The sequence below is a fragment of the Micromonospora sp. TSRI0369 genome, assembly GCF_001905625.1.
Classification (GTDB): domain Bacteria; phylum Actinomycetota; class Actinomycetes; order Mycobacteriales; family Micromonosporaceae; genus Micromonospora; species Micromonospora echinospora_A.
This window is the reverse complement of the sequence record NZ_LIVU01000004.1, coordinates 152,828-175,445: the sequence shown is the minus strand read 5'-3', so window position 1 is coordinate 175,445 and position 22,618 is coordinate 152,828. Positions and strand designations below refer to the sequence as shown.

At 72.3% G+C, this 22,618-nt stretch carries 21 protein-coding genes and 2 tRNA genes; 14 read left to right on the top strand and 9 right to left on the bottom strand.

Annotated elements, in window-relative coordinates; translation table 11 throughout:
* Window positions 1-713: 713 nt before the first annotated feature.
* From AMK25_RS13760 to AMK25_RS13750, 3 genes are all read right to left on the bottom strand, one after another.
* Window positions 714-983 (bottom strand): hypothetical protein, encoded by a 270-nt coding sequence (locus AMK25_RS13760; RefSeq protein ID WP_073828776.1) that lies wholly within the window; start codon window positions 981-983, stop codon window positions 714-716.
* Between the two features lie 197 nt (window positions 984-1,180).
* On the bottom strand, window positions 1,181-1,420 hold the full coding sequence (locus AMK25_RS13755; protein WP_073828775.1) for a DUF397 domain-containing protein: 240 nt from the start codon (window positions 1,418-1,420) through the stop codon (window positions 1,181-1,183).
* A gap of 70 nt (window positions 1,421-1,490) precedes the next feature.
* A complete protein-coding gene (locus AMK25_RS13750; protein WP_073828774.1) occupies window positions 1,491-2,471 on the bottom strand; it encodes a helix-turn-helix domain-containing protein in 981 nt (326 codons plus the stop codon).
* Window positions 2,472-2,676: 205 nt separating this feature from the next.
* Between AMK25_RS13750 and AMK25_RS13745 the strand changes: the two genes are divergently transcribed.
* Complete coding sequence (locus AMK25_RS13745) at window positions 2,677-3,930, top strand: MFS transporter (protein WP_073828773.1); 1,254 nt, start codon at window positions 2,677-2,679, stop codon at window positions 3,928-3,930.
* A gap of 57 nt (window positions 3,931-3,987) precedes the next feature.
* Here AMK25_RS13745 and AMK25_RS13740 read toward each other — a convergent pair whose 3' ends face one another.
* Window positions 3,988-4,230, bottom strand: coding sequence for a mycoredoxin (locus AMK25_RS13740; protein WP_043328458.1), 243 nt, complete (start codon window positions 4,228-4,230; stop codon window positions 3,988-3,990).
* 91 nt (window positions 4,231-4,321) lie between these two features.
* Between AMK25_RS13740 and AMK25_RS13735 the strand changes: the two genes are divergently transcribed.
* The 3 genes from AMK25_RS13735 (at window position 4,322) to AMK25_RS13725 (ending at window position 7,325) form a co-directional block, all read left to right on the top strand.
* Window positions 4,322-6,445 carry an ATP-dependent DNA helicase UvrD2 gene (locus tag AMK25_RS13735; protein WP_073828772.1) on the top strand — a complete coding sequence of 708 codons (2,124 nt, stop codon included), beginning with the start codon at window positions 4,322-4,324 and terminating at the stop codon, window positions 6,443-6,445.
* A gap of 129 nt (window positions 6,446-6,574) precedes the next feature.
* Complete coding sequence (locus AMK25_RS13730; protein ID WP_030503669.1) at window positions 6,575-6,829, top strand: hypothetical protein; 255 nt, start codon at window positions 6,575-6,577, stop codon at window positions 6,827-6,829.
* Window positions 6,830-6,959: 130 nt separating this feature from the next.
* Window positions 6,960-7,325: a WhiB family transcriptional regulator gene (locus AMK25_RS13725; protein WP_073828771.1), complete on the top strand. Its 366-nt coding sequence runs from the start codon at window positions 6,960-6,962 to the stop codon at window positions 7,323-7,325.
* 316 nt (window positions 7,326-7,641) lie between these two features.
* Here the strand turns inward: AMK25_RS13725 and AMK25_RS13720 are convergent, their stop codons facing one another.
* From AMK25_RS13720 to AMK25_RS32705, 3 genes are all read right to left on the bottom strand, one after another.
* Window positions 7,642-8,988: an ABC1 kinase family protein gene (locus AMK25_RS13720; RefSeq protein WP_073828770.1), complete on the bottom strand. Its 1,347-nt coding sequence runs from the start codon at window positions 8,986-8,988 to the stop codon at window positions 7,642-7,644.
* Between the two features lie 10 nt (window positions 8,989-8,998).
* A complete protein-coding gene (locus AMK25_RS13715; RefSeq protein WP_143194734.1) occupies window positions 8,999-10,111 on the bottom strand; it encodes a TOMM precursor leader peptide-binding protein in 1,113 nt (370 codons plus the stop codon).
* 176 nt (window positions 10,112-10,287) lie between these two features.
* On the bottom strand, window positions 10,288-10,455 hold the full coding sequence (locus tag AMK25_RS32705) for a DUF5679 domain-containing protein (RefSeq protein WP_007464795.1): 168 nt from the start codon (window positions 10,453-10,455) through the stop codon (window positions 10,288-10,290).
* Window positions 10,456-10,926: 471 nt separating this feature from the next.
* Between AMK25_RS32705 and AMK25_RS13710 the strand changes: the two genes are divergently transcribed.
* Together AMK25_RS13710 and AMK25_RS13705 are read left to right on the top strand one after the other, a co-directional pair.
* Complete coding sequence (locus AMK25_RS13710; protein WP_073828768.1) at window positions 10,927-11,448, top strand: M48 metallopeptidase family protein; 522 nt, start codon at window positions 10,927-10,929, stop codon at window positions 11,446-11,448.
* Window positions 11,449-11,648: 200 nt separating this feature from the next.
* Entirely contained in the window at window positions 11,649-12,269 is a 621-nt protein-coding gene (locus tag AMK25_RS13705) for a hypothetical protein (protein WP_073828767.1), read from the top strand.
* A 229-nt stretch (window positions 12,270-12,498) separates the two neighbouring features.
* On the opposite strand, the gene AMK25_RS13700 is transcribed toward AMK25_RS13705, so the two are convergent.
* On the bottom strand, window positions 12,499-13,770 hold the full coding sequence (locus AMK25_RS13700; protein WP_083664743.1) for a zinc-dependent metalloprotease: 1,272 nt from the start codon (window positions 13,768-13,770) through the stop codon (window positions 12,499-12,501).
* Between the two features lie 115 nt (window positions 13,771-13,885).
* Here AMK25_RS13700 and AMK25_RS13695 point away from each other — a divergent pair, with 115 nt between their 5' ends.
* The 7 genes from AMK25_RS13695 to AMK25_RS13665 all read left to right on the top strand — a co-directional run bounded on the left by AMK25_RS13695 (window position 13,886) and on the right by AMK25_RS13665 (window position 20,292).
* Window positions 13,886-14,899, top strand: coding sequence for a YlbL family protein (locus AMK25_RS13695; RefSeq protein WP_192900114.1), 1,014 nt, complete (start codon window positions 13,886-13,888; stop codon window positions 14,897-14,899).
* Window positions 14,900-15,026: 127 nt separating this feature from the next.
* The gene (locus tag AMK25_RS13690) at window positions 15,027-18,023 is read left to right on the top strand and encodes a UPF0182 family membrane protein (protein ID WP_241826357.1); all 2,997 of its coding nucleotides are present in this window, start codon (window positions 15,027-15,029) and stop codon (window positions 18,021-18,023) included.
* Window positions 18,024-18,173: 150 nt separating this feature from the next.
* On the top strand, window positions 18,174-18,683 hold the full coding sequence (locus AMK25_RS13685; RefSeq protein WP_073828764.1) for an RNA polymerase sigma factor: 510 nt from the start codon (window positions 18,174-18,176) through the stop codon (window positions 18,681-18,683).
* On the top strand, window positions 18,673-19,602 hold the full coding sequence (locus tag AMK25_RS13680; protein WP_073828763.1) for a hypothetical protein: 930 nt from the start codon (window positions 18,673-18,675) through the stop codon (window positions 19,600-19,602). The genes AMK25_RS13685 and AMK25_RS13680 overlap by 11 nt, the downstream gene beginning before the upstream one ends.
* Window positions 19,603-19,652: 50 nt before the next feature.
* Window positions 19,653-19,726: transfer RNA gene (locus AMK25_RS13675), tRNA-Met, on the top strand.
* Between the two features lie 137 nt (window positions 19,727-19,863).
* Window positions 19,864-19,937: transfer RNA gene (locus tag AMK25_RS13670), tRNA-Met, on the top strand.
* Between the two features lie 106 nt (window positions 19,938-20,043).
* Window positions 20,044-20,292: a hypothetical protein gene (locus AMK25_RS13665; RefSeq protein WP_073828762.1), complete on the top strand. Its 249-nt coding sequence runs from the start codon at window positions 20,044-20,046 to the stop codon at window positions 20,290-20,292.
* A gap of 44 nt (window positions 20,293-20,336) precedes the next feature.
* Here AMK25_RS13665 and AMK25_RS13660 read toward each other — a convergent pair whose 3' ends face one another.
* On the bottom strand, window positions 20,337-21,662 hold the full coding sequence (locus AMK25_RS13660; RefSeq protein WP_073828761.1) for an ABC transporter substrate-binding protein: 1,326 nt from the start codon (window positions 21,660-21,662) through the stop codon (window positions 20,337-20,339).
* Between the two features lie 122 nt (window positions 21,663-21,784).
* On the opposite strand from AMK25_RS13660, the gene AMK25_RS13655 reads away from it, so the two are divergent.
* Entirely contained in the window at window positions 21,785-22,618 is an 834-nt protein-coding gene (locus AMK25_RS13655) for a phosphoribosylaminoimidazolesuccinocarboxamide synthase (protein WP_073828760.1), read from the top strand.

Genomic DNA, 22,618 nt, shown 5'->3' with positions numbered 1-22,618 from the left:
GGGTGGGTGGGATCTCGCCACTTCGCCGGGCTGGTGGGGTCGGGTGGGTGGGATCCCGCCACTTCGCCGGGCTGGCGGGGTCGGGGTGGGTGGGTTATCGCCACTTCGCCGGGCTGGTGGGTGGGCCGGGTTTCGGTGGTCGTGCCACCGTCGGGTGTGCGTGGGGCGGGATTCAGGGTCGGGTTGGCGGTTTTCGGCTGGCGGGCGGCGCCAGTTCGGGGGAGTGGTGTGGTCGGGGCCGGTGGGATACCGCCACCTCCCCGAACTGGCGGGGTGGAGGTGGGTGGTTACCGCCACTTCGCCGGACTGGTGGGGCCGGGCTGGGTGCGATGTCACCACTTCGCCGAGCTGGTGGGTGGGCCGGGTTTCGGTGGTCGTGCCACCGCGGGTGCGTGGCGGGACTCGGGGTCGGGTTGGCGGGTTTCGGCTGGTAGGTGGTGCCAGCTCGGGGAAGTGGTGTGGTCGAGGGCGGTGGGATGCAGCCACCTCGCCGAGCTGGCGAAGCTGCCGGCCGGTCCGGGCGGACAGAGGGCCGGGTGGAGACAGGGCCGGGCGGACACAGGGCCGGGTGGACACAGGACGGGCGGACACGGTCCCGGCCCGGACCGTCGTTGCCGCGACGGTCTCGGGCCGGGAACACGGGCCGTCGTGGCCGGGTGAGGCGATGATCGGCGGGGGAAGCCGGTCCGGCCACGACGGACGTCAGCGTCCGGTCATCCACCGTCCCAGCGGTACGGGTGCCCGGGTGCGGGCTCCTCGATGGGCAGCACCTTGACCCGGTGCCGGCCGGCGCGTACCGCCCCGACGGCGGACAGCGCCCGGGCGAGCAGGAGCGCGGCGTCCCGGTCCTCGGCGTGGACGACCTGGCGGCGGGGTTCCGGCGTGCTCGTCTCGTCCCGCAGGCGGCCCCCGCCGGCCCAGACGGCGGCGATGTCGGCGTCGGCGGCGGTACGGATCTCGGTGCGGACGATCAGGAACCGCATGGTGTCCCCCGGAGAGTGGACGGTTACCCGCTGGAACTTCCACGTCACTCCCGCGTCATGTTACGCCGCTGTGTCCTCCCGACAAGTGGAACGCGCCAGCTCGACCGATCGGGGGATGCCAGGTCAGCACCGTTGTCGGGGCCGGACACGCGAGGGGGCCGCCGGCGTGACGCCGACGGCCCCGAACGTTCGCCGGATCAGTCCAGATCGAACTGACCGTTCTTCGCCCCGGCGAGGAAGCCGAGCCAGTCGGCCCGGTTGAACAGCAGGACCGGCCCGCTCGGATCCTTGCTGTCCCGCAGTGCCATGGTCGCCGGCCCGGTGCCGAGCGGCGCGACCTCCACGCAGTTGGAGGTCTGGCTGCGGGTGCTCTTGCGCCAGGTGGCGTCGGCGAGCTCTCCCGAGAGGGCGGTCGTGCTGGTACGGATCTCGTTCATGGTGCTTGCTCCTGGTGAGGTGCTCCGATGGGACCGAGCGACGCCGGAGCGCGGACGGTGTCCTGCCGGATCACCGCTCCGTGGTGAGGCGCCCCGAGTCCCGGCGGCGCTGGGTCGGCGCCGTTGCCGGCCCGTACACCGCCGTGGACTCGACTGCCGTGCCGGTCAGCCGTCCTGTCGCCTCGATCAACCAGGAGAGGGTGTCCGATGCGGAGAGTGCCGACGAGCATAGCCACTCGAACACCACTTTATAGCGATTTAGGGTGTTCACCTCGGTCGACATGACGTCGGTGAACCCACCTTCGATGGCCAATGTCTCCGGATCGAGCGGATCGGCGAACCGGTAGACCGAGAACGCGGTCGGCGGAAGGTACCAGTCGCCGACCCGGGTGTCCCGCAACAGCAGCAGCAACGTCACGTTCGGGAGCAGGGCCATCTCGCACAGGTGGACGAGCTGGTCGTGCAGCACCTCCGGCGGGCCGGCCCGCCGGCCGAGAGCGGCCTCCTCCAGCACGGCCGTGTACCGGGGCACATCGGGGGAGCGGGTCAGCAGCGACTGGCGGGCCTGCCGCGCGCGTACCTCGGTCTCCGGGTCCTCGTGCTCCTGGTCGCCGGCCTCGGCGGCGACCTGCGCGGCCGACATGATCCGGTGCCGGGCGTACCCGGGCGTCTGCAACAGCCCCGGGACCAGCACCGGGTTGTACTCGGAGATCTCCGCGCAGCCGGCCTCCAGCTCGGCGAAGGCGCGCTGCTGCTGAGTCATCACCGGGAAGTTGCGCAGCCACCCGCGCATGTCGCCGGCCTCGTGGGTGATCCCGGTCAGGTCCGCGCGCTGCTCCTCGTCGGCGCCGTAGAGCGTCAACAACACGTCCACGTCGTCCGGGTCGGGCCGGCTGCGGCCGTTCTCCAGGCGGGACAACTTGGATGCGGAGGCCCAGCCGATCCGCTCGATGACCTGGTCACCGGTCAGACCGGCCTGTTCGCGGAGCCGACGCAGCTCGATGCCGAGTCGACGGCGGCGCAGAATCGGGCCTGGTACGGCAGGAGGCACGGTGTCCTCTTTCCCGTCGACCGTCGCAGGACACGACGGTAACTGTATGAAATTCGCCCCCCACGGTCAGTATGGACGGCGCGACCGGCGTCGGAGGTTCCGGCACGGGCGTGTCATGAGACAAAAAGAGGACTGTGGAGGGTGTCTTCACCAGCGCCCACCCCCGACGCGTCCCTGGTGGCGCACCCCTGCCGGAGGCAATCCGATGCGCACCGTCCTGCGCCGCCCCGACTTCCGTCTCCTCTTCGCCGCACTGGTGGCGAGCATGGCGGCGGAGTCGGTGCTGCTGCTCGCCCTGGCCGTCTGGGTCAAGGACCTGACCGGGTCGGACAGCATGGCGGGGGCGACCATCTTCGCGGTCATCGCCCCGATGGCGCTCGCCCCGCTCGTCGGCTGGGTGGTCGACCGCTACCGCCGGAAACCCTTCTTCATCGCCGCCAACCTGGTCGCGGCCGCGCTGCTCAGCCCGCTGCTCACGGTGCGGGACCGGTCCGACGTCTGGGTGATCTACGTGGTCGCGGCGTTCTACGGACTGTCGTACATCACGCTCGCCGCCGTGCTCAACGGACTGATCCGGCATCTGGTTCCGGCCGACTCGCTGGCCGACGCGAACGGTCTGCTGCAGACAGTCCGGCAGGGCCTGCGGCTGATCGGGCCGCTCGCCGGGGCGGGCGTCTACGCCGCCGTCGGCGGCTGGCTGCTCGCCGTCCTGGCCATGACCGGATTCGTGGTGGCCGCGGCGGTGGTCGGCCGGCTGCGGGTGCGGGAGCGGAAACCGTCGCGGTCCGGCCGCCGCGGGCCGTCCGAACTGGGCGCCGGGCTGCGCCACCTGACCGGCGAGCCCGCGCTGCGCCGGGCGCTGCTCGGGTACGGGCTCGGCTCGCTGGTGATGGGCTTCACCGAGTCGCTGATCTTCGCGTACGTCGATCTGGGCCTGCGCCGTGAGGCCGCGTTCGTCGGCGTGCTGGTCATGGTGCAGGGCGTCGGCGGCCTGGTCGGCGGCCTGTTCTCGGCCGCCGTGGTCCGCCGGTACGGCGAAGTCGGCGCGCTGGCCGCCGGCGTGACGTTCTTCGGACCGGCCGCGCTGGCGCTGGCGTACCCCCGGCTCTGGCTCGGGGTGGTGGCGCTGCTGCTGGCCGGCCTCTCGCTGCCGCTGACCATGGTGGGGTTGAACACGCTGATCCAGCGGCGGACCCCGCCGGGGCTGCTGGGCCGGGTCACCGCGGCGTCGGAGGCCCTGGTCAGCGGGCCGCAGGCGCTCTCCATCGGCACCGGCGCGCTGCTCGTCGGCGTGTTCGACTACCGGCTGCTGTTCGCAGTGGTCGGGGCGGTCACCACGGCGGCGGGTCTCTACCTGTGGCGGGGCCGCGGGCTGAGCGCGCCGGTCGCCGGGCCGGTGCGGATCCCGGGGCCCCGGAAGCCGGCCGACGACGGCGTGCTCAGTCGGGGCGGCTCCTGAACGGCGACGAGCGGCCGTACCCGGGTCGGGTACGGCCGCTCGCAGTGTCGCGGGAGATCAGCCGGGCAGCGCGGCCAGGTGCTGCTTGACCTGGTTGATCGAAGGGTTGGTCAGGGCGCTGCCGTCGGCGAAGCGCAGCGTCGGGACGGTCTGGTTGCCGCCGTTGACGCTCATCACGAAGTCCGCGGCCGCGGGGTCCTGCTCGATGTCGACCACCTCGTACGCGATGCCCTCCCGGTCGAGCTGCGACTTCAGCCGGTGGCAGTAGCCGCACCACGGGGTGGAATACATCGTCAACATGGTCTGGTCCTCCAAGGGGTGGCTCGCGCCCGGTCCGATCAGGCCAGGCTAACCGCTGCAACGTCACACGATGCTGGGATGATTCCCTGCTGTGGGCGTTCACTCAGGTGCGGAACGGGTGCTGGCCGGGCTGGATCCGGAGCAGCGGTCCGCGGTGATCGCCCCGGCCGGGCCGGTCTGCATCCTGGCCGGCGCCGGCACCGGCAAGACCCGGGCGGTGACGTCGCGGATCGCGTACCGGGCGCTGACCGGCGACATCGCCGGCCGGCACGTGCTGGCGGTCACGTTCACCGCCCGCGCCGCGGCCGAGATGCGCAGCCGCCTCACAGTGCTCGGGGTGCAGGGTGTGCAGGCGCGCACGTTCCACGCCGCGGCGCTGCGCCAGGTCCGCTACTTCGCGCCCCGGCTGCTGGCCGGGCGGGCCATGCCGGAGCTGCTGGACAGCAAGGTGCGGGTGGTCACGCTCGCCGCCGCCAAGGTCGGGCTGCGCGCCGACCGGGCCGCCGCGCGTGACCTCTCCGCCGAGATCGAATGGGCCAAGTCGTCACTGGTCGAGCCGGGGGAGTACGTGGTCGCCGCGGCCAAGGCGCTGCGCGAGACGCCGTACGAGCCGGCCCGGGTGGCCGACGTGTTCGACGCGTACGAGCGGCTCAAACGCGGCAACGGGGTGATCGACTTCGAGGATATGCTGCGCGCCGCGGTCTGGGGCATCGAGGAGCATCCGGACGTCGCCGAGCAGGTGCGCAACCAGTACCGGCACTTCGTGGTCGACGAGTACCAGGACGTCAACCCGCTCCAGCAGCGGCTGCTGGAGGCGTGGCTGGGCGGCCGGGACGACCTCACTGTGGTCGGCGACGCCAGCCAGACGATCTACTCGTTCACCGGGGCCACCTCGTCGTACCTGGTCGACTTCCCCAGGCTGCACCGGGGCGCGACTGTGGTCCGGCTGGTCCGCGACTACCGCTCCACCCCGCAGGTGGTCGGTCTCGCCAACGCGGTGATCTCCCAGGCGCGGGGCACCGAGGCGCGGCTGCGGCTGGAGCTGCACGGCCAGCGCCGGCCCGGTCCGGAGCCGGAACTGCGGATCTTCACCGACGAGCCGGCCGAGGCGAACGCGGTAGCCGCCCGCTGCCGGGTGCTGATCGCGGGCGGCACCCCGGCGCGGGAGATCGCCGTGCTGTTCCGCACCAACGCGCAGTCCGAGGCGTACGAGAAGGCGCTCTCCGAGGCCGGTGTGCCGTACGTGCTCCAGGGCGCGGAGCGGTTCTTCGAACGGCCCGAGGTTCGCCAGGCGATGATCGCGCTGCGTGCCGCCACCCGATCGGCGCCCGCCGACACGCCGCTGCGAGCCGCAGTGGTCGACGGGCTCACCGCTGTCGGCTGGGCGCCCGACGCGCCTCCGCCCGGCGGTGCCGCGCGCGAGCGGTGGGAGGCGCTCGCCGCGCTGGTTCAGCTCGCCGAGGAGTACGCGGCGCAGGCCGAGGAGGAGCCCGGCCTGACCGGGTTCACCGAGGAACTCGCCCGGCGGGCCGCCCAGCAGCACGTGCCCACAGTCGAGGGCGTCACGCTCGCCTCGCTGCACTCGGCCAAGGGGCTGGAGTGGGACGCGGTGTTCCTGGTCGGGCTGGCCGAGGGCACGCTGCCCACCACGTACGCGAAGACCATGGAGCAGGTCGAGGAGGAACGGCGGCTGCTCTACGTCGGGATCACCCGGGCCCGCGAGTGGCTCTGGCTGTCGTACGCCACGGCCCGCTCGCCCGGCGGACGGGCCCGGCGTCCCTCCCGCTTCCTGCCCCAGCTCGACCGGTCCGGCGGCGGTGAGCGGGCCGGCAGCGCCGGTCCGGCACGGCGGGCCGAGCGGCGCCGGCCGCAGGTGGTCTCGTGCCGGATCTGCGGCGCCACGCTGCTCGCCGGCGCGGACCGCAAACTGGGCCGCTGCCCGACCTGCCCGTCGGACATCGACGAGGAGCTGTACGAGCGGCTGCGCGAGTGGCGGCAGCGGGTGGCCGGCGCGCAGAAGGTGCCGGCGTACGTGGTCTTCACCGACGCCACGCTCACCGCGCTGGCCGAGCGGAAGCCGGGCCGCACCGAGGAACTGGTGGCGATCGCCGGGATCGGGCCCCGAAAAGTGGGGCTTTACGGGGATACGGTGCTGGCCCTGGTGGCCGGCGCCACCGTGGACGAGGTCTGCCCGCAGAAAACTTTCGAAATCTAGCCGTAAATCGTTTGCCCTCGCCCGAGGGCGAGGAATAGCCTCAGGACACACCTCGCGAGCGGCGCCGTTCTGGCTGCTCAAGGGGGATGAGTCCGTGGTCGGCACGAGGAGAGTAGGGAGGTGGCACCAGTGAAGATCTTCAACTATGAGCGTCTCGCGGCGATGCCGTCTGCCGTCGCTCCGCTGTCGGCCGTCCGGGTGGCCCTCGCTGCTCGACCGTCGGCTCCGCAGGTGCACCAGGTCCAGGTTCAGGCCGAGCTGAACCTGACCGTTGCGCCGATCGCCGGAGTCGAGGGGACCAGTGGCTTCGCGGGCATGGGCATCGATGGCGCCAAGAAGCGCACGGATGTCCGCGGCGTTCCACCTCGAGGTAGACCGGTCTGATCCATCAGACACCGGCTCACCTCGAGGCCGCGGAACCCGCTACCGGGATCCGCGGCCTCAGTTTTTTGCCCCGCCGAAGTACGTCGGAATGCGATCCACGAGATCGAAGTGAGAGAGAGGTGACCGGAGGATGAGTCTGGCGTTGGCCCCACTCGACGTGAGCGTCGAGGTGGAGGCGAACCTGCCCTGCCGGAAGTTCGACCCCGACCTGTGGTTCTCCGACTCGCCCGCCGAGCTGGAGCTGGCCAAGTCGCTCTGCGGGGACTGCCCGCTGCGCGTCGAGTGCCTGGCCGGCGCCGTCGAGCGAGCCGAGCCCTGGGGCGTCTGGGGCGGCGAGATCTTCGAGCGTGGCGCGGTCGTCCCGCGCAAGCGGCCCCGTGGCCGTCCGCGCAAGGAGGACCTCGCCCGTGACGCCCAGCTCCGGGTCGAGGCGGAGGCGCGACTGGCGGCCAGCGGGCTGTCCGAGTCGCGTAGCGCCGTCCGGCTGGCAGCCTGACACACCTACGTTCCGAAACCGACCGATGCCGGTGTCCCTCCACCGGCCGACCTGAGAGAGAAACCCTGATGCTGAACCTGCCGAACGGATTTGAGATGCAACTACTTCACGAAGCGTTGTCCAGGGCCCGAATGCGCCGGCCTCAGGCCGGTCGCACCACCACGAGCACTGAGGCAACCCGTTCCGCCCGTAACGTCGCCATGCGGAGTCGCAGCCAGTCGGCCCGCGACCTGGGCGTCCTGTAGAACGATCGCGTGAAGAAGGGGCGGTGACCTGCTGGTCACCGCCCCTTCGCCGTTGCGTGCTCAGCCGGTGCTCAGGGCACCGGCGCGAAGCCGGGCAACCAGCGTTCCAGGATGGACCGGTAGGACGCCTTCGCCTCCAACTGACAGAGCACCCCGATCGAACCCAGCGTGACCCGGTGGATCATCAGGTACGACGGGGGCAGGTTGAGCTGCCGGCTGAGCTGGTAGGCGGGGGAGCGGGGACTGGCCAGCCGGGTCGCCTCGGCGCGCAGCCAGGCCCGGGTGAAGCGGAATTCGTCGGCCGCGATCGGCTCCAGCATCGGGCGGAGGAAGTCGAGCACCGCCGGGGCGTCGATCGACTCGGTACGGCTGACGAAGCCCTCGTCGCGCAGCCCTTCCACCACGGCGTCGGCGTCCCCCTGCAGCGCGAGCGCGGCGATCCGGCCGATCGGCTCCGGCGTGCCCTGCGGCATCCGGGCCACCGCACCGAAGTCGATCACACCGAGCCGCCCGTCCGGCAGCAGCCGGAAGTTGCCCGGGTGCGGGTCGGCGTGCAGCAACCCGGCCCGCTCCGGCGCGGAGAGGTGCAGCTCGGCCATCAGCCGGCCGGCCTCGTCGCGCTGCTCCTCGGTGCCCTCCCGGATGATCTGGGCCAGCGGGATGCCCTCGACCCACTCGGTGATCAGCACCCGGGGCGCGGCGTCGAGCACCTCCGGGATGAAGATGTCCGGGTCGTCGGCGTACGCGGCGGCGAACGCCCGCTGCGACTCCGCCTCCAGCTCGTAGTCCAGTTCCTCGGTGATGCGCTCGCGCAGCTCGGCCAGGAGCGGCTTCACGTCCAGCCCTGGCTGGATGGCCCGGAACATGCCGCCGAGCCGGGAGAGCTGCTTGAGGTCGGCGAGCAGGGCGTCACCGGCCCCCGGGTACTGGATCTTCACGGCCACGTCCCGGTGCAGCGGGCCGCCGTTCGGCCCGTACCCGGGGTCGCGCCAGACCGCGCGGTGCACCTGGCCGATGCTGGCCGCGGCGGCCGGGGTGTCGTTGAACTCGACGAACCGGTCTCGCCAGTCCGGGCCGAGCTGCTCGGCGAGCACCTTGTGCACGGTGGCCGCCGGAAGCGGCGGCGCGGCCTCCTGGAGCTTGGTGAGCGCCTGCCGGTACGGCGCGGCGATCTCCTCGGGCAGCGCGGCCTCGAACACCGACAGGGCCTGGCCGAACTTCATGGCCCCGCCCTTGAGCTGCCCGAGCACGCTGAACAGCTGCTCGGCGGTGCGCTGCTGGATCTCGGCGGAGATGACGTCGGACGCGAGCCCGGTCACCCGCTTGCCCATGCCGAGGACGGTTCGACCGGCGAATCCGAGCGGCAGGGCGGCGAGTTTGGCGGTGCGGGACACGGCCCGGCGCGGGATGTCGGTCACCCGGCCATTGTTACCGACTCAGGGCCTCCGCTGCTGCCGTGCGGCCGGGAGCGGCCGGGGCCGACCGGATCGGGCGACGCCGGCAGCAGCCACAGGAGGGGTGCGGCGGCCACCGTCGGTGACGGACGCGGCCCGGGCCCGGGATCTCCACGGCGCCGCCGAGCGTCTCCGGATGGCCGCCGTCGAGCTGTGCCAGCACCTCGGCCGTGGCGAAGGCGGCGGCGGCCAGCCGGGTGGTGGCGGCGCACGCCCGCTCGCCTCGGTCGGCGGCGAGCTGCGCGGCGAGCGCGGGCCAGTCCGGATCCCGGTCGCCCCGGTGCAGGTCGAGGCAGCGCAGGCAGGGGCCGACCGGCGGGCGGACCAGCGGACCGATGACGGGTACGCCGCCGCGCAGGTCGAGCAGCAGGTGGGGCTGGCGCCGGCGGGCGTACCCGCTGGCCAGCAGCTCGGCCGGACGGTCGACGCCGAGCTGCACCACCAGATCCGGCCGGGTCGCCCGAGACGGGCCGGTCACAGTTCCGGGTGCGCACCGGTCTAGCGCCGCGCGTACCGCCGGGGCCAGCGGCCGGCCCAGCTCAGCGGCGGTCAGGCCGGTCCCGACCAGGTCGCCGGGGCCGACCGGGCCGGCCAGATCGGGTACGACGTGCCCGACGCCGGCCTGGGCCAGCGCGACGACGACCGCCGCGCCGAGTCGTCCCGTGCCGGTGACAAGCACCCGGGCGGCACGGCGGCGGCGCAGCAGCCGGGCCGGTGTGCCCGGCAGATCGGGCGACGCGAGCGCCAGCGCGGTGGCCTCGGCGACCAGCCGGGCCCGGACCGCTCCGGCGAGGTCACGGGGAAGCAGGGCCTGGGCGGCCACCACCAGCCCGGCGTCCCGGAGCGTGTCGAGCAGGGCGCGTGCCTCGTCGGGCGGGACTTTGGCGGCGCCCGCCTCGGCCATCACGGCGCGTTCGCTGCGGGTGCCGTCGAGCAGGTCGAGCAGGCGGGCCGTCCCCGGCGAGGACATCTCCAGCAGCACCGCCCGGCCGGGCGGCTCACCGAGCTGGAGCGTGCGGCGGTCGCGCCAGAGCCGGGTCAGGCCGGGCAGCAGGGTCGGGCGGACGAGCGGTGTCGAGTCGGTCACGCCACTGATCGTGACCGTCTCCACGCGCTCCGTCGTTCGTTGTCCACAGGTGCGGCGAGCCGTGGCCAGCGTTGTCCACAGGATCTCGCCGGTTTTCCACAACTAGCCGGTAACTGTGTCGGCTACACGACGGGGAGGGTGGCTCTCGGCCACCCTCCCCGTGTGCGCGGTACGGGTCAGACCTTGGCCTTGCCCAGGATGCGGTTCACTGTTGTGCCGCACACCGGGCACTTGCCCTTGGCCATGTTCATGCCGGTCTTCGAAACCTCCACGTGCCCCTCGAAGTCCCGCTTCTCCTTGCACTTCACGCAGTAACCGTTGTAGGTCTGGGCCTGGTCGGCCACGGTAGCCTCCTCGTCTCGTCCGCCGGAGGTGTCCCGGCGGGTCTCCCTGCGGCCGAACGTGACGTCGGCGCCGGGGGGTTCTCCACGATCAGTCACCTGACCGTGGTTGGCGGACCCTACCCAGGTCTGGGCGGTTCCATGTCAGCTGTACGCCGACTCTGTGAGCAAGTCGACGTCGAGAGTGTGCATGCCGAGTTACGTCGGATAAGTCAGTTTCGCGCGGACACGCCGGGTAAAAGAGCCCAGATCCCCTTCGTGTGCCCCTGACGCCGGTCACTCACCGTAGATCACTTAACGTTGCAGAGGGGTGCTAGGTGATGGTCACCTACCATCGCAAAGAATTTTTTCTGGACTCCTGACAATCAACCGCCATTTTCCGGGCGCGTGTCGTCGTGTTGACTCTTGCGGAGTCCTGGTCAGTACGCATTAGCTTTCCATCGTGACAGTCAACCGAGGCTGCGCGGGCCGGTAATGGCCGTGACGCGGAAGCCCGTCGTCGAGGTACGGCGCAGCCAGCGCCGGCGGCGCACGGTGTCCGCGTACCGGGACGGGGAGCGCGTCGTCGTGCTGATCCCCGACCAGTTCTCCCGGGCCGAGGAGAGCGAGTGGGTCGACCGGATGCTGGCCCGGCTCGCCGCCCGCGAGGGCCGCTTCGCCCGTTCGGACGCCGAACTGCTCGCCCGCGCCGGCCGCCTGATCGACAGCTACCTTCCCGAGTACGGCTCGGCGGCGGTGCCCGCGAGCGTGCGCTGGGTGACGAATCAGAACGGCCGCTGGGGCTCCTGCACCCCCGCCGACCGCACCATCCGGATCTCGCACCGGATCCAGGACATGCCCGACTGGGTGATCGACTACGTCCTCCTGCACGAGCTGACGCATCTCATCGTGCCCAGCCACAACGCCGAGTTCTGGGCGCTGGTCGCCCGGTACCCGCGCTCGGAACGGGCCCGCGGCTACCTGGAGGGCGTGGCCGCCACCGCCGCCATCCCCTGACCGCCCCCCGCCCCCGCCCCCGCCCCCGCCTCCGGCCCCGCCCTCGGCCCCGGCCCGGCACCGCGCGGTCGATCATGAGGTTGACCTGTTGATCCGTCCGTTTCGTCACCGCCAACCTCATGATCGTCGAGAACGGGCGGGATCCGCGTACCGCGCGGGCGGGCGCGGGGTCGGCAGGGCGCCGGGGTTAGGGTCGGCGGGTGTCCCGACGTGTGGTGGTGGCGTTGCTCGGCCCGGTGACCTGGACGCCGCCCGGAATCGAGCCGGCGCGATGGCGTACCGCCCTCGCCGAGGACGTGGTGGACCTGCTGGCCACGCTGAACGAGGTGGAGACCGCCGTCGCGGTCACCGCGCCGGACCGATGGCTGGCCGACGCCGTGGTCTGGCCGGGCACCCCGGTGTACGAGGTGCCGGAACCGACGCCGAACGCGGTGTTCGCGGCGCTCGCCGCTGGTGGCTCGGCGGCGGTCTACGACCAGGTCGCAGTGGTGGCGGCCGACGCGCCGGACGTGCCCGGGCTGACGCTCGGCAAGCTGCTGCGGCCGCTGACCACCCGGCCGGTGGCGGTGGCCCCGGCCGAGGGAAGCGGAACCGGGCTGCTGGGAGTGGCGGCGCGACTGCCCGTACCGGCGTGGTTACCGGCGCTGGATCTGGACACGACCGGGCCGGCCGAGGTGCGCCGGGCCGCGCCGAGCCCGGGGGACGTGGCGGTCACCGCCGGCTGGCGCCGGATGCGCGGCCCCGCCGACCTGGCCGCGCTCGACCAGGCCGTCGAGGGCTGGGAGGCCACCCGGGCCCTGCTGTCCGGCCGCCCCGCCTGACGCCTGCCGCCCCCACCCACCCGCGCCCGCGGCCGCGCACCGCCACTCCGCCGATCTTGGAGTTGTGGCACCTCGCAAAGTTCGCCACTCGGGCATCCTGGGCGCCACAACTCCAAGATCGACGGGCGAGGGCGCGGGCGAGGGCGAGGGCGAGCGGGGCGAGGCAGAGCGGGGCGAGACGGGGGCGGGCCCGCACGGTGGAACCGTGCGGGCCCGGACGCGTACTGCGTCAGCGCTTGTCGTCGTCCTCGCCGGGGGACTTCTCCTCGGGGGCGCCCGGCGCGGAGAAGTCGAAGTTCGCCAGCTCGTCGTCGAGATCGGTGCTGGTCGCGGCGAACGCCTCCGGCGCGGCGAAGTCGTCGTCGGAGGGCAGCAGGTCCGGGTGGCCCCAGATCGCGTCCCGGCCGGCGATGCCGCGGTGCTCGGTCAGCGCCGCCCACAGCACAGTGGCCTCGCGCAGCCGGCGGGGCCGCAGTTCGAGACCGACGAGCGCGGCGAACGTCTGCTCGGCCGGGCCACCCGCGGCGCGGCGGCGGCGGAACGCCTCGCCGAGGCGTACGACGTTGGGGAGGCGGTCACCGGCGGCGCTGTCGACGACGTGGCAGACCCAGCCCTCGACCAGGGCGAGGACGGTCTCCAGCCGGGCCAGCGACGCCTTCTGCGCGGGAGTGTCCTCGGGCGTGAAGATGCCCTCCAGCGCGATCGCCTGCATGGACTCCGGGTCGGTCGGGTCGACCCGGCCCATCGCCTCCTCGATCGCCTCCCGGTTGACCCGGATGCCCGCGGCGTAGTTCTCCACAGCCGTCAGCACGTGCCCGCGCAGCCACGGCACGTGCTGGAACAGCCGCTGGTGGGCGGCTTCGCGCAGGGCCACGTAGAGGCGTACCTCGTCCTCGGGCAGCTCCAGGCCCTCGCCGTACGCCTTGATGTTCGCGGGAACGAGCGCGGCGGTGCCGGCGGGGCCGAGCGGCAGGCCGATGTCACCGGCGGAGAGCACCTCGGCGGCGAGCGAGCCGAGCGCCTGGCCTAGCTGGCCGCCGAAGAGCGCGCCGCCCAGCGTGGCGACCATCGACTGCATCGGGCCGAGCTGGGCGCGGGCCTCCGGCGGCACCAGGTCGCCCATCGCGCCGACCATCCGGCTGGCGACCGGGTCGCAGAGCTTGCGCCACACGTCGAGCGTCTTGAAGATCCACTCGTTGCGGTTCCAGGCGACCGAGGTGCGGATGCCGGAGGGCCACGAGGTCGCCGGCTCCAGCCAGAGGTCGGCGATCCGCAGCGCCTCCTCGACCGCGTTGCGTTCGAACGGCGAGACCGCCGGGTCGCCGGCGGCGGCGAGCTGGCTGGCGGCTACCTGCCGGGCGAGGTCCCAGTTGACCGGCCCGCTGCCCGGCGCCGAGAGCAGGTGCTGCAACTGCGACATGAACTGCTGCATCGCCGCGGGATCGTTGGGGTCCGGTGGTTGACCACCCGGGAGCGCGAAACCGAACGGAATATCAGGCACGACCTCTACGGTACGCGCGCGCCGCCGCAGGTCGTGCCACTCGGCGTTGCGCTGAGGGCGAAGTCCTCGGGTCACCGCGCCGGGCGGCGGGGTACGGATCGGTACGCTCTGGCGCATGAGACGTCGCGGCGTGACCGTCCTTCTCGGTGCCCTGCTCACCGCACTGCTCAGCGTCGGCGTGCTGAGCGTGCCGCTGCCGTACGTGGTGCTCGGCCCCGGTCCGACGGTGAACACGCTGGGCACCGAGGACGGCAAGGAGGTCATCCAGGTGACCGGCCGCGCGACGTCGACGTCCGCCGGTCAGCTCCGTCTCACCACAGTCGGTGTGCAGCCGACAGTGCGGCTCCGGTCGGCGCTGGCCGGGTGGTTCTCCTCGGACGAGGCGGTGGTGCCGCGCGAGCTGGTCTACCCGCCGGGGCAGTCGCAGGAGGAGGTCGAGAAGCGCAACGCGGAGGACTTCCAGAACTCGCAGACCAGCGCCGAGACGGCCGCCCTGCGTGAGCTGGGCTACCCGATCAAGGTGCTGGTCAAGGCGGTCACGCCGGGCGGTCCGTCGGTCGACGTGCTCCGGCCCGACGACGTGCTGACCTCGGTCGACGGGGTGCCGGTGACGAGCGCCGCCAAGCTCACCGAGCTGATCCGGGCGAAGCCGGCCGGCACCGCGCTGAAGATCGGCTACACCCGCGGCGACACTCCCGGCACGGCCACCGTGACCAGTCAGGAGCAGGACGGCCGGCCGCGGATCGGCGTGGAGATCGACCAGCAGCAGCCGCACCCCTTCACCCTCAAGATCGACCTGGGGGACATCGGCGGGCCGAGCGCCGGGCTGATGTTCTCGCTCGGCATCATCGACAAGCTGGAGCCGGCCGACCTCACCGGCGGCAAGATCATCGCCGGTACCGGCACCATCGACGACGAGGGCCGCGTCGGCCCGATCGGCGGCATCGCGCAGAAGCTCGTCGGCGCCAAGGAGGCCGGCGCGAGCGCCTTCCTGGTGCCCGCCGACAACTGCGCCGAGGCCGTCCGCAACCCGCAGCCGGGCCTGCCCATGCTGAAGGTCGCCACGCTGGACGACGCATTGACGGCGCTCGAGGCGCTGCGTGCCGGGGGACAGCCGACGCGCTGCTGAACCGGCCGGGACCACGGCTGCTGTGCCGATCGTGACGTGACCTTGACCCGACGTGCTCAGGAAGACCCCGTACTCTTGGTGCCTGGTCGGAGCCGATCACATCGAGCGTGCGGAGCCAACAGTGGTCATGCGTAGCAGTCCCTTGCCGAGGATGAGCCGACGCGGACGCGTCACCATCGGTGTTCTGGTCGGGGTGTTCGTCTTGTTCACCCTGCTCGGCTGGGGCGTCAACGCGTGGACGGACTGGCTCTGGTTCGACGAGGTCCGCTACACCCAGGTCTTCACCGGCGTCCTCGCCACCCGGCTGCTGCTGTTCCTGGTGATCGGTGTCGGCATGGCGCTGATCGTCGCCGGCAACCTCTGGCTGGCCTACCGGCTCCGGCCCCGGATGCGCCCGCACTCGGCCGAGCAGGCCACGCTGGAGCGCTACCGGATGCTCCTGAGCCCCCGGCTCGGCACCTGGATCGCGCTCGCCGCCGCCGTCGTCGGGCTGTTCGCCGGCCTGTCCGCGCAGAGCCGGTGGAGCCAGTGGCTGCTGTTCCGCAACGGCGGCGACTTCGGCGTGAAGGACCCCGAGTTCGGCATCGACGTCGGCTTCTACGTCTTCCAGCTCCCGTTCTGGCGCTACCTGCTCGGTGTCGGCTTCACCGCTGTCGTGCTGGCCCTGCTCGGCGCGCTCGCCGTGCACTACATCTTCGGCGGGGTGCGGCTCCAGGGCGTCGGCGACCGGATGACGAACGCCGCCCGCGCCCACCTCAGCTCGCTGGTCGCGGTCTTCGTGCTGCTCAAGGCCATCGCGTACGTGCTGGACCGGCGGGCCATGCTGCTGGAGTACAACGAGGGCGCCAAGCTCTACGGCGCCGGCTACGCCGACGTGAACGCGCTGCTGCCGGCGAAGGAGATCCTCGCCTGGATCTCCGTCCTGGTGGCGCTGGCGATCATCGTGTTCTCCAACGCGGTGATGCGGAACCTGGTCTGGCCGGGCATCTCGCTCGCCCTGCTCGGCGTCTCCGCTGTCGCGATCGGTGGCATCTACCCGTGGGCCGTGCAGACGTTCGAGGTCAAGCCGAGCGCCCGGGACAAGGAAGCGCCGTACATCGAACGCAGCATCAAGGCCACCCGCACCGCGTTCAGCCTGGAAGGCACGAAGACCACACCGTACGCGGCGAGCAACCTCGTTCCACCCGCCAGCCTGGCCACCGACACCTCGGTGGTGCAGAACATCCGGCTGCTCGACCCGCAGCTGGTCTCCGAGACGTACACCCAGCTCCAGCAGGTCCGCGGCTTCTACGACTTCGGCTCGAAGCTGGACATCGACAGGTACTCGGTCAAGGACAAGACCTCCGACTACGTGGTCGGCGTCCGTGAGATCAACTACGGCGAGCTGACCGACCAGCAGAGCAACTGGATCAACCGCCACACCGTCTACACCCACGGGTACGGCCTGGTGGCCGCCCCGGCGAACCAGGTGGTCTGCGGCGGGCAGCCGTACTTCGTCTCCGGCTTCCTGGGCGAGAAGGCGCAGGAGGCGTGTTCCTCGCCGGCCGAGGAGATCCCGGCCCAGCAGCCGCGGATCTACTACGGCGAGCGGATGGAGCCGGGGGACTACGCGATCGTCGGGCAGAACGGCGACCGCAACGTCGAGTTCGACCGGCCCACCTCCACCGGCGGCGAGCAGTACTACACCTACAGCGGCGAGGGTGGCGTCAAGATCGGTTCGTTCCCGCGCCGCCTGCTCTACTCGATCAAGGAGCAGGAGCCGAACTTCCTGCTCTCCGAGGCGGTCAACGAGAACTCGAAGCTGCTCTACGTGCGTAACCCGCGTGACCGGGTCGAGAAGGTCGCGCCGTTCCTCACGCTCGACGGCGACCCGTACCCGGCGGTCGTGAACGGCCGGGTCCTGTGGATCATCGACGGCTACACCACGGCGGCGACCTACCCGTACGCCGAGCGGGTCAACCTCCAGTCGGAGACCGCCGACGAGCTGACCGGCCGAGGCACGTTCCAGCTCGCCCGGGAGAACGTCAACTACATCCGCAACTCGGTGAAGGCGACAGTCGACGCGTACGACGGCACGGTCAAGCTCTACTCGTACGACGACACCGACCCGGTGCTCAAGGCGTGGAACAAGGCGTTCGGCGGTGACCTGGTGCTGCCCAAGGGCGACATCCCGGCCGAGCTGGCCGAGCACTTCCGCTACCCGGCGGACATGTTCAAGGTGCAGCGCAACCTGCTCACCAAGTTCCACGTCACCGACCCGGGCGACTTCTACTCCGGCCAGGACTTCTGGCAGGTGCCGAACGTGCCGGACGCGCCGGACAGCGGGCAGAAGCAGCCGCCGTACTACCTCTTCACCCAGTTCCCCGGGCAGGAGGGGCCACGCTTCCAGCTGACCTCCGCGGTCACCCCGAACGGGCGGCAGAACCTCGCCGCGCTGGTCTCCGGCTCGTACGTCGACGGCAAGCCCCAGCTGGAGGTGCTGGAGCTGCCGGACCAGACCCGTATCTCCGGGCCGACGCAGGTGCACCAGCAGATGACGAACAACGGCGACATCCGGCAGCAGCTCAACCTGCTCTCCTCCAACCAGGCCCAGGTGCAGTACGGCAACCTGCTGTCGCTGCCGTTCGCCGACGGCATGCTCTACGTCGAGCCGGTCTACGTGAAGAGCAGCAACCAGGACGCGTACCCGCTGCTGCAGAAGGTGCTGCTCTCCTACGGTGACGGCGGCTCGTACGTGGTGCTCGCCAACAACCTCAACGACGGCATCAAGCAGCTCGTCGAACAGGGCAAGCGGGCGCCGAACAACAACCCGCCGCCGAGCACCGACGACAACGAGACGCCGACGCCGACGCCGACGCCGACCGGGGGTGACAACAACACCCCGCCGGCGACCGGCGAACTGGCCCAGGCGGCGGCCCGGGTGCAGACCGCGATCAGCGAGGTCAAGGCCGCGCAGGCGTCCGGCGACTTCGAGCGGTACGGGCGCGCGCTGAAGGCGCTGGACGAGGCGATGAGCGCGTTCCAGCAGGCCCAGGCCGCGGCCGGCGGCTCGGGCAACCCGGCGCCGTCGGGCAGCGTCTCACCGCCGGCGTCCACCTCGCCCGCGCCCACACCGAGCGGCTGACGCCGAGCCGACACCACGAGCCCGTGGTCCGGGACCGCAACGGTCACCCGGACCCCGGGCTCGTGTCGTCTTACGGACTCCCCGCCCGCAACCCCGCACCCCACTGCGCCGTCAACAGTGCAGATGGACGTGTGGGGGGCGGGAGGGCACATGCGTGACGCGAACAGCTTCGACGACTTCTACCGCAGCACGTCGGGGCGGGCCGTCCGGTACGGCTACGCGGTGGCCGGTGATCCGGCCGAGGCCCAGGATCTCGTGCAGGAGGCGTACGCGCGGGCCTGGCGGCAGTGGGCGAAGCTCGCCGCCCACCCCGCCCCGGAGGCGTGGCTGCGGCTGGTGATCAGCCGGCTGGCGACCGACCGGTTCCGGCGGCTGCGCGGGTGGCGCCTCGCGGCCAGCCGCACCGGGCCGCCGCCCGACGTCGGCCCGCCGGGCGAGGACACCGTGCTGCTGGTCGGGGCGCTGCGGCAGCTCCCGCCCCGGCACCGGCAGGCGCTCGCCCTGCACTACCTGTTCGACCTGCCGGTGGAGGAGATCGCCCGGGAGGCCGGGGTACCCGCCGGCACTGTGAAGTCCTGGCTGTCCCGGGGCCGGGCCCGGCTGGCCGAGCTGTTGCCCGGCGTCGCCGCCGAGGAGCTGGAGGTCAACGATGTCGCCTGAACTGCACCGCTACTACCGGTCCCTCGCCGCCGACACCGACGAGCGGGTGCTGCCCGCGCCGGACCGGCTGCGCCGTAGCGCCGACCGCTGGGCCCGGCGCCGCGCCGCGCTGACCGTACTGGCGGTGGCCGGGCTGGTCGGCGGCACGGTGGCCGGCAGTCAGCTGGTGCTCGCCGCCGGGCCGGCTCCGAACCCGGTTCCGCCGCCCGCGGGTACGCCCACCCCGCGGCCGTCCACCGTCACGCCCTCGGTCGCACCGTCGTCACCGCCCCCGCCGTCGCCGACCGTCGGCCGTACGCCCGGCTCGCGGAGCCCGGCCGTGACCACCACGCCTCCGGCCCCGGCCACCCCGACCACCGTCCCGGACCGGGCGTTCTTCGTCATGCCCGCCGCGAACGACGCCGGCACCGGCAACTACTTCGGCCCGGGACCGGTGCTGCCGGTGCTCTGCGGCGCGAGCCCCGCCGACGAGCGGGTGGTGGCGCAGCGGGCCCGGTCGTTGCCGTACCGCCGGACCGGGGCCCCGGCCGACGAGGTGCCGTCCGGCAACTACCGGCACAGCATCACGATCTACCGGGCCGGCGGCGCCGGCGCGGCGCTGGCCGAGCTGCGCGCGGCGGTCCGGGCCTGCCCCGAGCAGCCCGCCCGGGGGCGGCCGTCGGTGACGGTACGGCAGCAGTTGCTGCCCGACACCGGATACGGCGACGAGTCGGTGCTGTTCGAGACGCGGACGCCGTACCGGGACGCGAACGGCGATCCGAGCGGCGGCGACGAGGTGCACCTCATCCGCGCGATCCGCTTCGGTGACGTGGTGACGGTGCTGTGGGAACAGGGCTGGGAGAGCACCTCGACCGAGCGCGCCCAGTTCGACGCGGACAGCCGCCGGGCGGTCGAGGCGATCCGGCGGTGGCTGGACTGAGTACCCGTTTTGCGCCGCCCCGGGTCGGTGCGCTACGGTTGTCGAGCCGACGCGGGGTGGAGCAGCTCGGTAGCTCGCTGGGCTCATAACCCAGAGGTCGCAGGTTCAAATCCTGTCCCCGCTACTCGTGACGAAGGGCCCCGGAGTTCTCTCCGGGGCCCTTCGCCGTTCCCGCCTGCCGCCGGCCGCGCGCAGCCCGGCCAGGGAATCGGGGACCCGGCTGATCTCCAGGATCGGAGTGCGATAAGCTTTACGAGCCGACGCGGGGTGGAGCAGCTCGGTAGCTCGCTGGGCTCATAACCCAGAGGTCGCAGGTTCAAATCCTGTCCCCGCTACTCGTGACGAAGGGCCCCGGAATTCTTTCCGGGGCCCTTCGCCGTGTCCGGCGACATCCGCCCCGTCCGCCGTGCCTCGGTTGCGTGTCTCGGCGAGGATGGGGGCATGTCTGCATGGAACAAGTGGTGGGGCCGCCTGGGCGCGGTCCTCGGTACGGTCGTGCTCTCGGTGTTCGTGCCGGTCGCGGCCTGGGCGTCGTCGGGCACCGGCGAGATCGTGGTGGAGGCCGCGCGCCGTCGCTCCCGCGGCGGGTTCGGCTTCCTCGGCCTGCTCTGCTGCCTCGTGGTGGTCGGCGGCATCGTGCTGCTGGTGCTAATGCTCATGCGTGGTCGCCGCAACCGCCCGCCGCGCTGACGTACCCCGTCGCACCCCCGCCGGGCGGCGGGGGTGGAGGCGGCTCAGCTGGCCAGGGCGGCGTTGGCCTGAGCCATGAAGCGGGATGTCGCGGTGCGGGCGCCGGAGCGCTTGCCGCGGATGCTCTCGGCCGCGTCGATCAGCAGGGTGCGGACCTTGGCGTGTCCCTTGGGCGGCGGCGTGGGTGACGGACCGGCCAGCTCGTCCAGCTCGGCGCCGAGCGCGGCCATCCGCTTCTCGGACCGGTCGGTCACGTCCGCGACGACGAACGAGCGCACCTGCTTGCTGGCGTTGAGGCCGCGTTCCACGCCGAGGAGCCGGCCGGCGGCCACGTTCGTGGTCAGGAAGTCGATCACGTTCACCACCACCTCCGGGTGGCGGGTGCCCTGGAAGGCGGCCCAGTACATCGACGCCCGGGGCCACTGGGCGGCGGGCGTGCCCGGGAGGGCCACCGCCGCCAGCTCGTCGTCGGTCAGGCGTTGCAGCTCCGGCAACTGGTGCGACCAGGCGAAGGAGGCGGCGGTGTGCCCGGTGACCACGAGCTGGCGGGCCAGCTCGCCGCTGTCCGCCTGCTCGACCAGCGCCGCGCTCGGGGTGGCCCGGCTGAAGCGGGCCACCTCCCAGAACTCGAACCAGTCGAGCAGCTCGGCCGAGCTGAACCCGAGCTGCCGCCCCCGGTACATCTCGCTGCCCTGGCCGCGCAGCCAGAGCCAGAGCGCCCGGTAGTCGCCGGACGCGTCCATGGTGCCGGCCACCCGGTTGCCGGAGGCGCGGGTCACGCGGGCGGCCCAGGCGACGTACTCCTTCCAGGACATGCCGGTGCGCGGCTCGGGCTGGTCCAGCCGGCGCAGCAGCGCGCGGTTGAACACCAGCGCCGCGCTGGTCTGCGCGGCCGGCACGCCCACTGTCCGCTCGTCCACCTGGCCGTAGCGGGCCAGCTGCGCCGGCACCTCGCGCAGGTCGATCCGCCCGTCGGCGGCGTACGGGCTGAGGTCGAGCAGGATGTCCCGGCCGGCGTACTCGGCGAGCAGGGTGTCGTCGATCTGGAACAGGTCCGGCGGGTTGCCGCCGGTGGCCTGGGTGGCCAGCCGGTCGTAGTAGCCGCTCAGCCCTTGCCAGGTGACCCGGAAGCTCACCCGGGGGTTCTGCTGCGAGTACAGGCGCAGCGCCTGTTCGGTGGCCGCCGCCCGCCGGTCGCCGCCCCACCAGAACACCGACAGCTCGACCGGCCCGTCGTCGACGGCCGTCTCCTCCGGGCTGCACCCGGCCAGCGCCGGCAGCCCGCCGCCGAGCAGCGGAAGCCCGGCGAGCGCGCCGAGAAGCCGTCGTCGGTCGAGGCCGGGACGGGGTACGGACTGCGCTGCGGGCACGGATCTCTCTCCGAACGTCGGTGGACGGATCATTTCACCGGCCCCCGGCGGGGTGTCAACGCCGGGCTGGACCGCCGGTGGGCGCGCCGGGCCGCCCCCGCCGGTCATGGTGTACTAGCGCCGTGGAACTTCTGCACTCGGGCAAGGTCCGGGACGTCTACGCCGACGGCGAGGACCTGATCCTGGTCGCCACCGACCGCGTCTCCATCTACGACGTGGTGCTGCCGACCCCGATCCCGGACAAGGGCCGCCTGCTCACCGCGCTGTCGCTGTGGTGGTTCGAGCAGCTGTCCGACCTGGTGCCGAACCACGTGATCTCCGCGACTGACGTGCCGGCGGAGTTCGCCGGCCGGGCGATCCGCTGCCGGCGGCTGGAGATGGTGCCGGTCGAGTGCGTGGCCCGGGGCTACCTGACCGGCAGCGGCTTCGCCGAGTACCAGCGCTCCGGCTCGGTCTGCGGGGTGCCGCTGCCCCGTGGCCTGGTGGAGGCGTCGATCCTGCCCGAGCCGATCTTCACGCCGACGACGAAGGCCCCGAAGGGCGAACACGACGAGCCGATCACGTACGAGCAGGTGGTCGACAAGGTCGGGCCGGAGCTGGCGGAGCGGCTGCGGCAGATCACCATCGACGTCTACCGGCGTGGCGCGGAGATCGCCGCCGAGCGGGGCATCCTGATCGCGGACACGAAGCTGGAGCTGGGCTGGGCGGCGGACGGCACGCTGGTCCTCGGCGACGAGGTGCTCACCTCCGACTCGTCCCGGTTCTGGCCTGCCGAGTCGTACCAGCCGGGCCGCGCCCAGTTCTCCTACGACAAGCAGTACGTGCGGGACTGGGCCACGGCCGCGGGCTGGGACAAGCAGCCGCCCGCGCCGGAGGTGCCGGCCGAGGTGATCGAGGCGACCCGGGCCCGCTACGTCGAGGTGTACGAGAAGCTCACCGGCAACCGCTGGGACTGA

Excerpts from the sequence above, each read along its gene's own strand:
- AMK25_RS13760 (WP_073828776.1), bottom strand. The coding sequence starts at position 983 with ATGCGGTTCCTGATCGTCCGCACCGAGATCCGTACCGCCGCCGACGCC.
- AMK25_RS13755 (WP_073828775.1), bottom strand. The coding sequence starts at position 1,420 with ATGAACGAGATCCGTACCAGCACGACCGCCCTCTCGGGAGAGCTCGCC.
- AMK25_RS13745 (WP_073828773.1), top strand. The coding sequence starts at position 2,677 with ATGCGCACCGTCCTGCGCCGCCCCGACTTCCGTCTCCTCTTCGCCGCA.
- AMK25_RS13740 (WP_043328458.1), bottom strand. The coding sequence starts at position 4,230 with ATGTTGACGATGTATTCCACCCCGTGGTGCGGCTACTGCCACCGGCTG.
- AMK25_RS13725 (WP_073828771.1), top strand. The coding sequence starts at position 6,960 with ATGAGTCTGGCGTTGGCCCCACTCGACGTGAGCGTCGAGGTGGAGGCG.
- AMK25_RS13710 (WP_073828768.1), top strand. The coding sequence starts at position 10,927 with ATGGCCGTGACGCGGAAGCCCGTCGTCGAGGTACGGCGCAGCCAGCGC.
- AMK25_RS13695 (WP_192900114.1), top strand. The coding sequence starts at position 13,886 with ATGAGACGTCGCGGCGTGACCGTCCTTCTCGGTGCCCTGCTCACCGCA.
- AMK25_RS13690 (WP_241826357.1), top strand. The coding sequence starts at position 15,027 with ATGCGTAGCAGTCCCTTGCCGAGGATGAGCCGACGCGGACGCGTCACC.
- AMK25_RS13685 (WP_073828764.1), top strand. The coding sequence starts at position 18,174 with ATGCGTGACGCGAACAGCTTCGACGACTTCTACCGCAGCACGTCGGGG.
- AMK25_RS13680 (WP_073828763.1), top strand. The coding sequence starts at position 18,673 with ATGTCGCCTGAACTGCACCGCTACTACCGGTCCCTCGCCGCCGACACC.
- AMK25_RS13665 (WP_073828762.1), top strand. The coding sequence starts at position 20,044 with ATGTCTGCATGGAACAAGTGGTGGGGCCGCCTGGGCGCGGTCCTCGGT.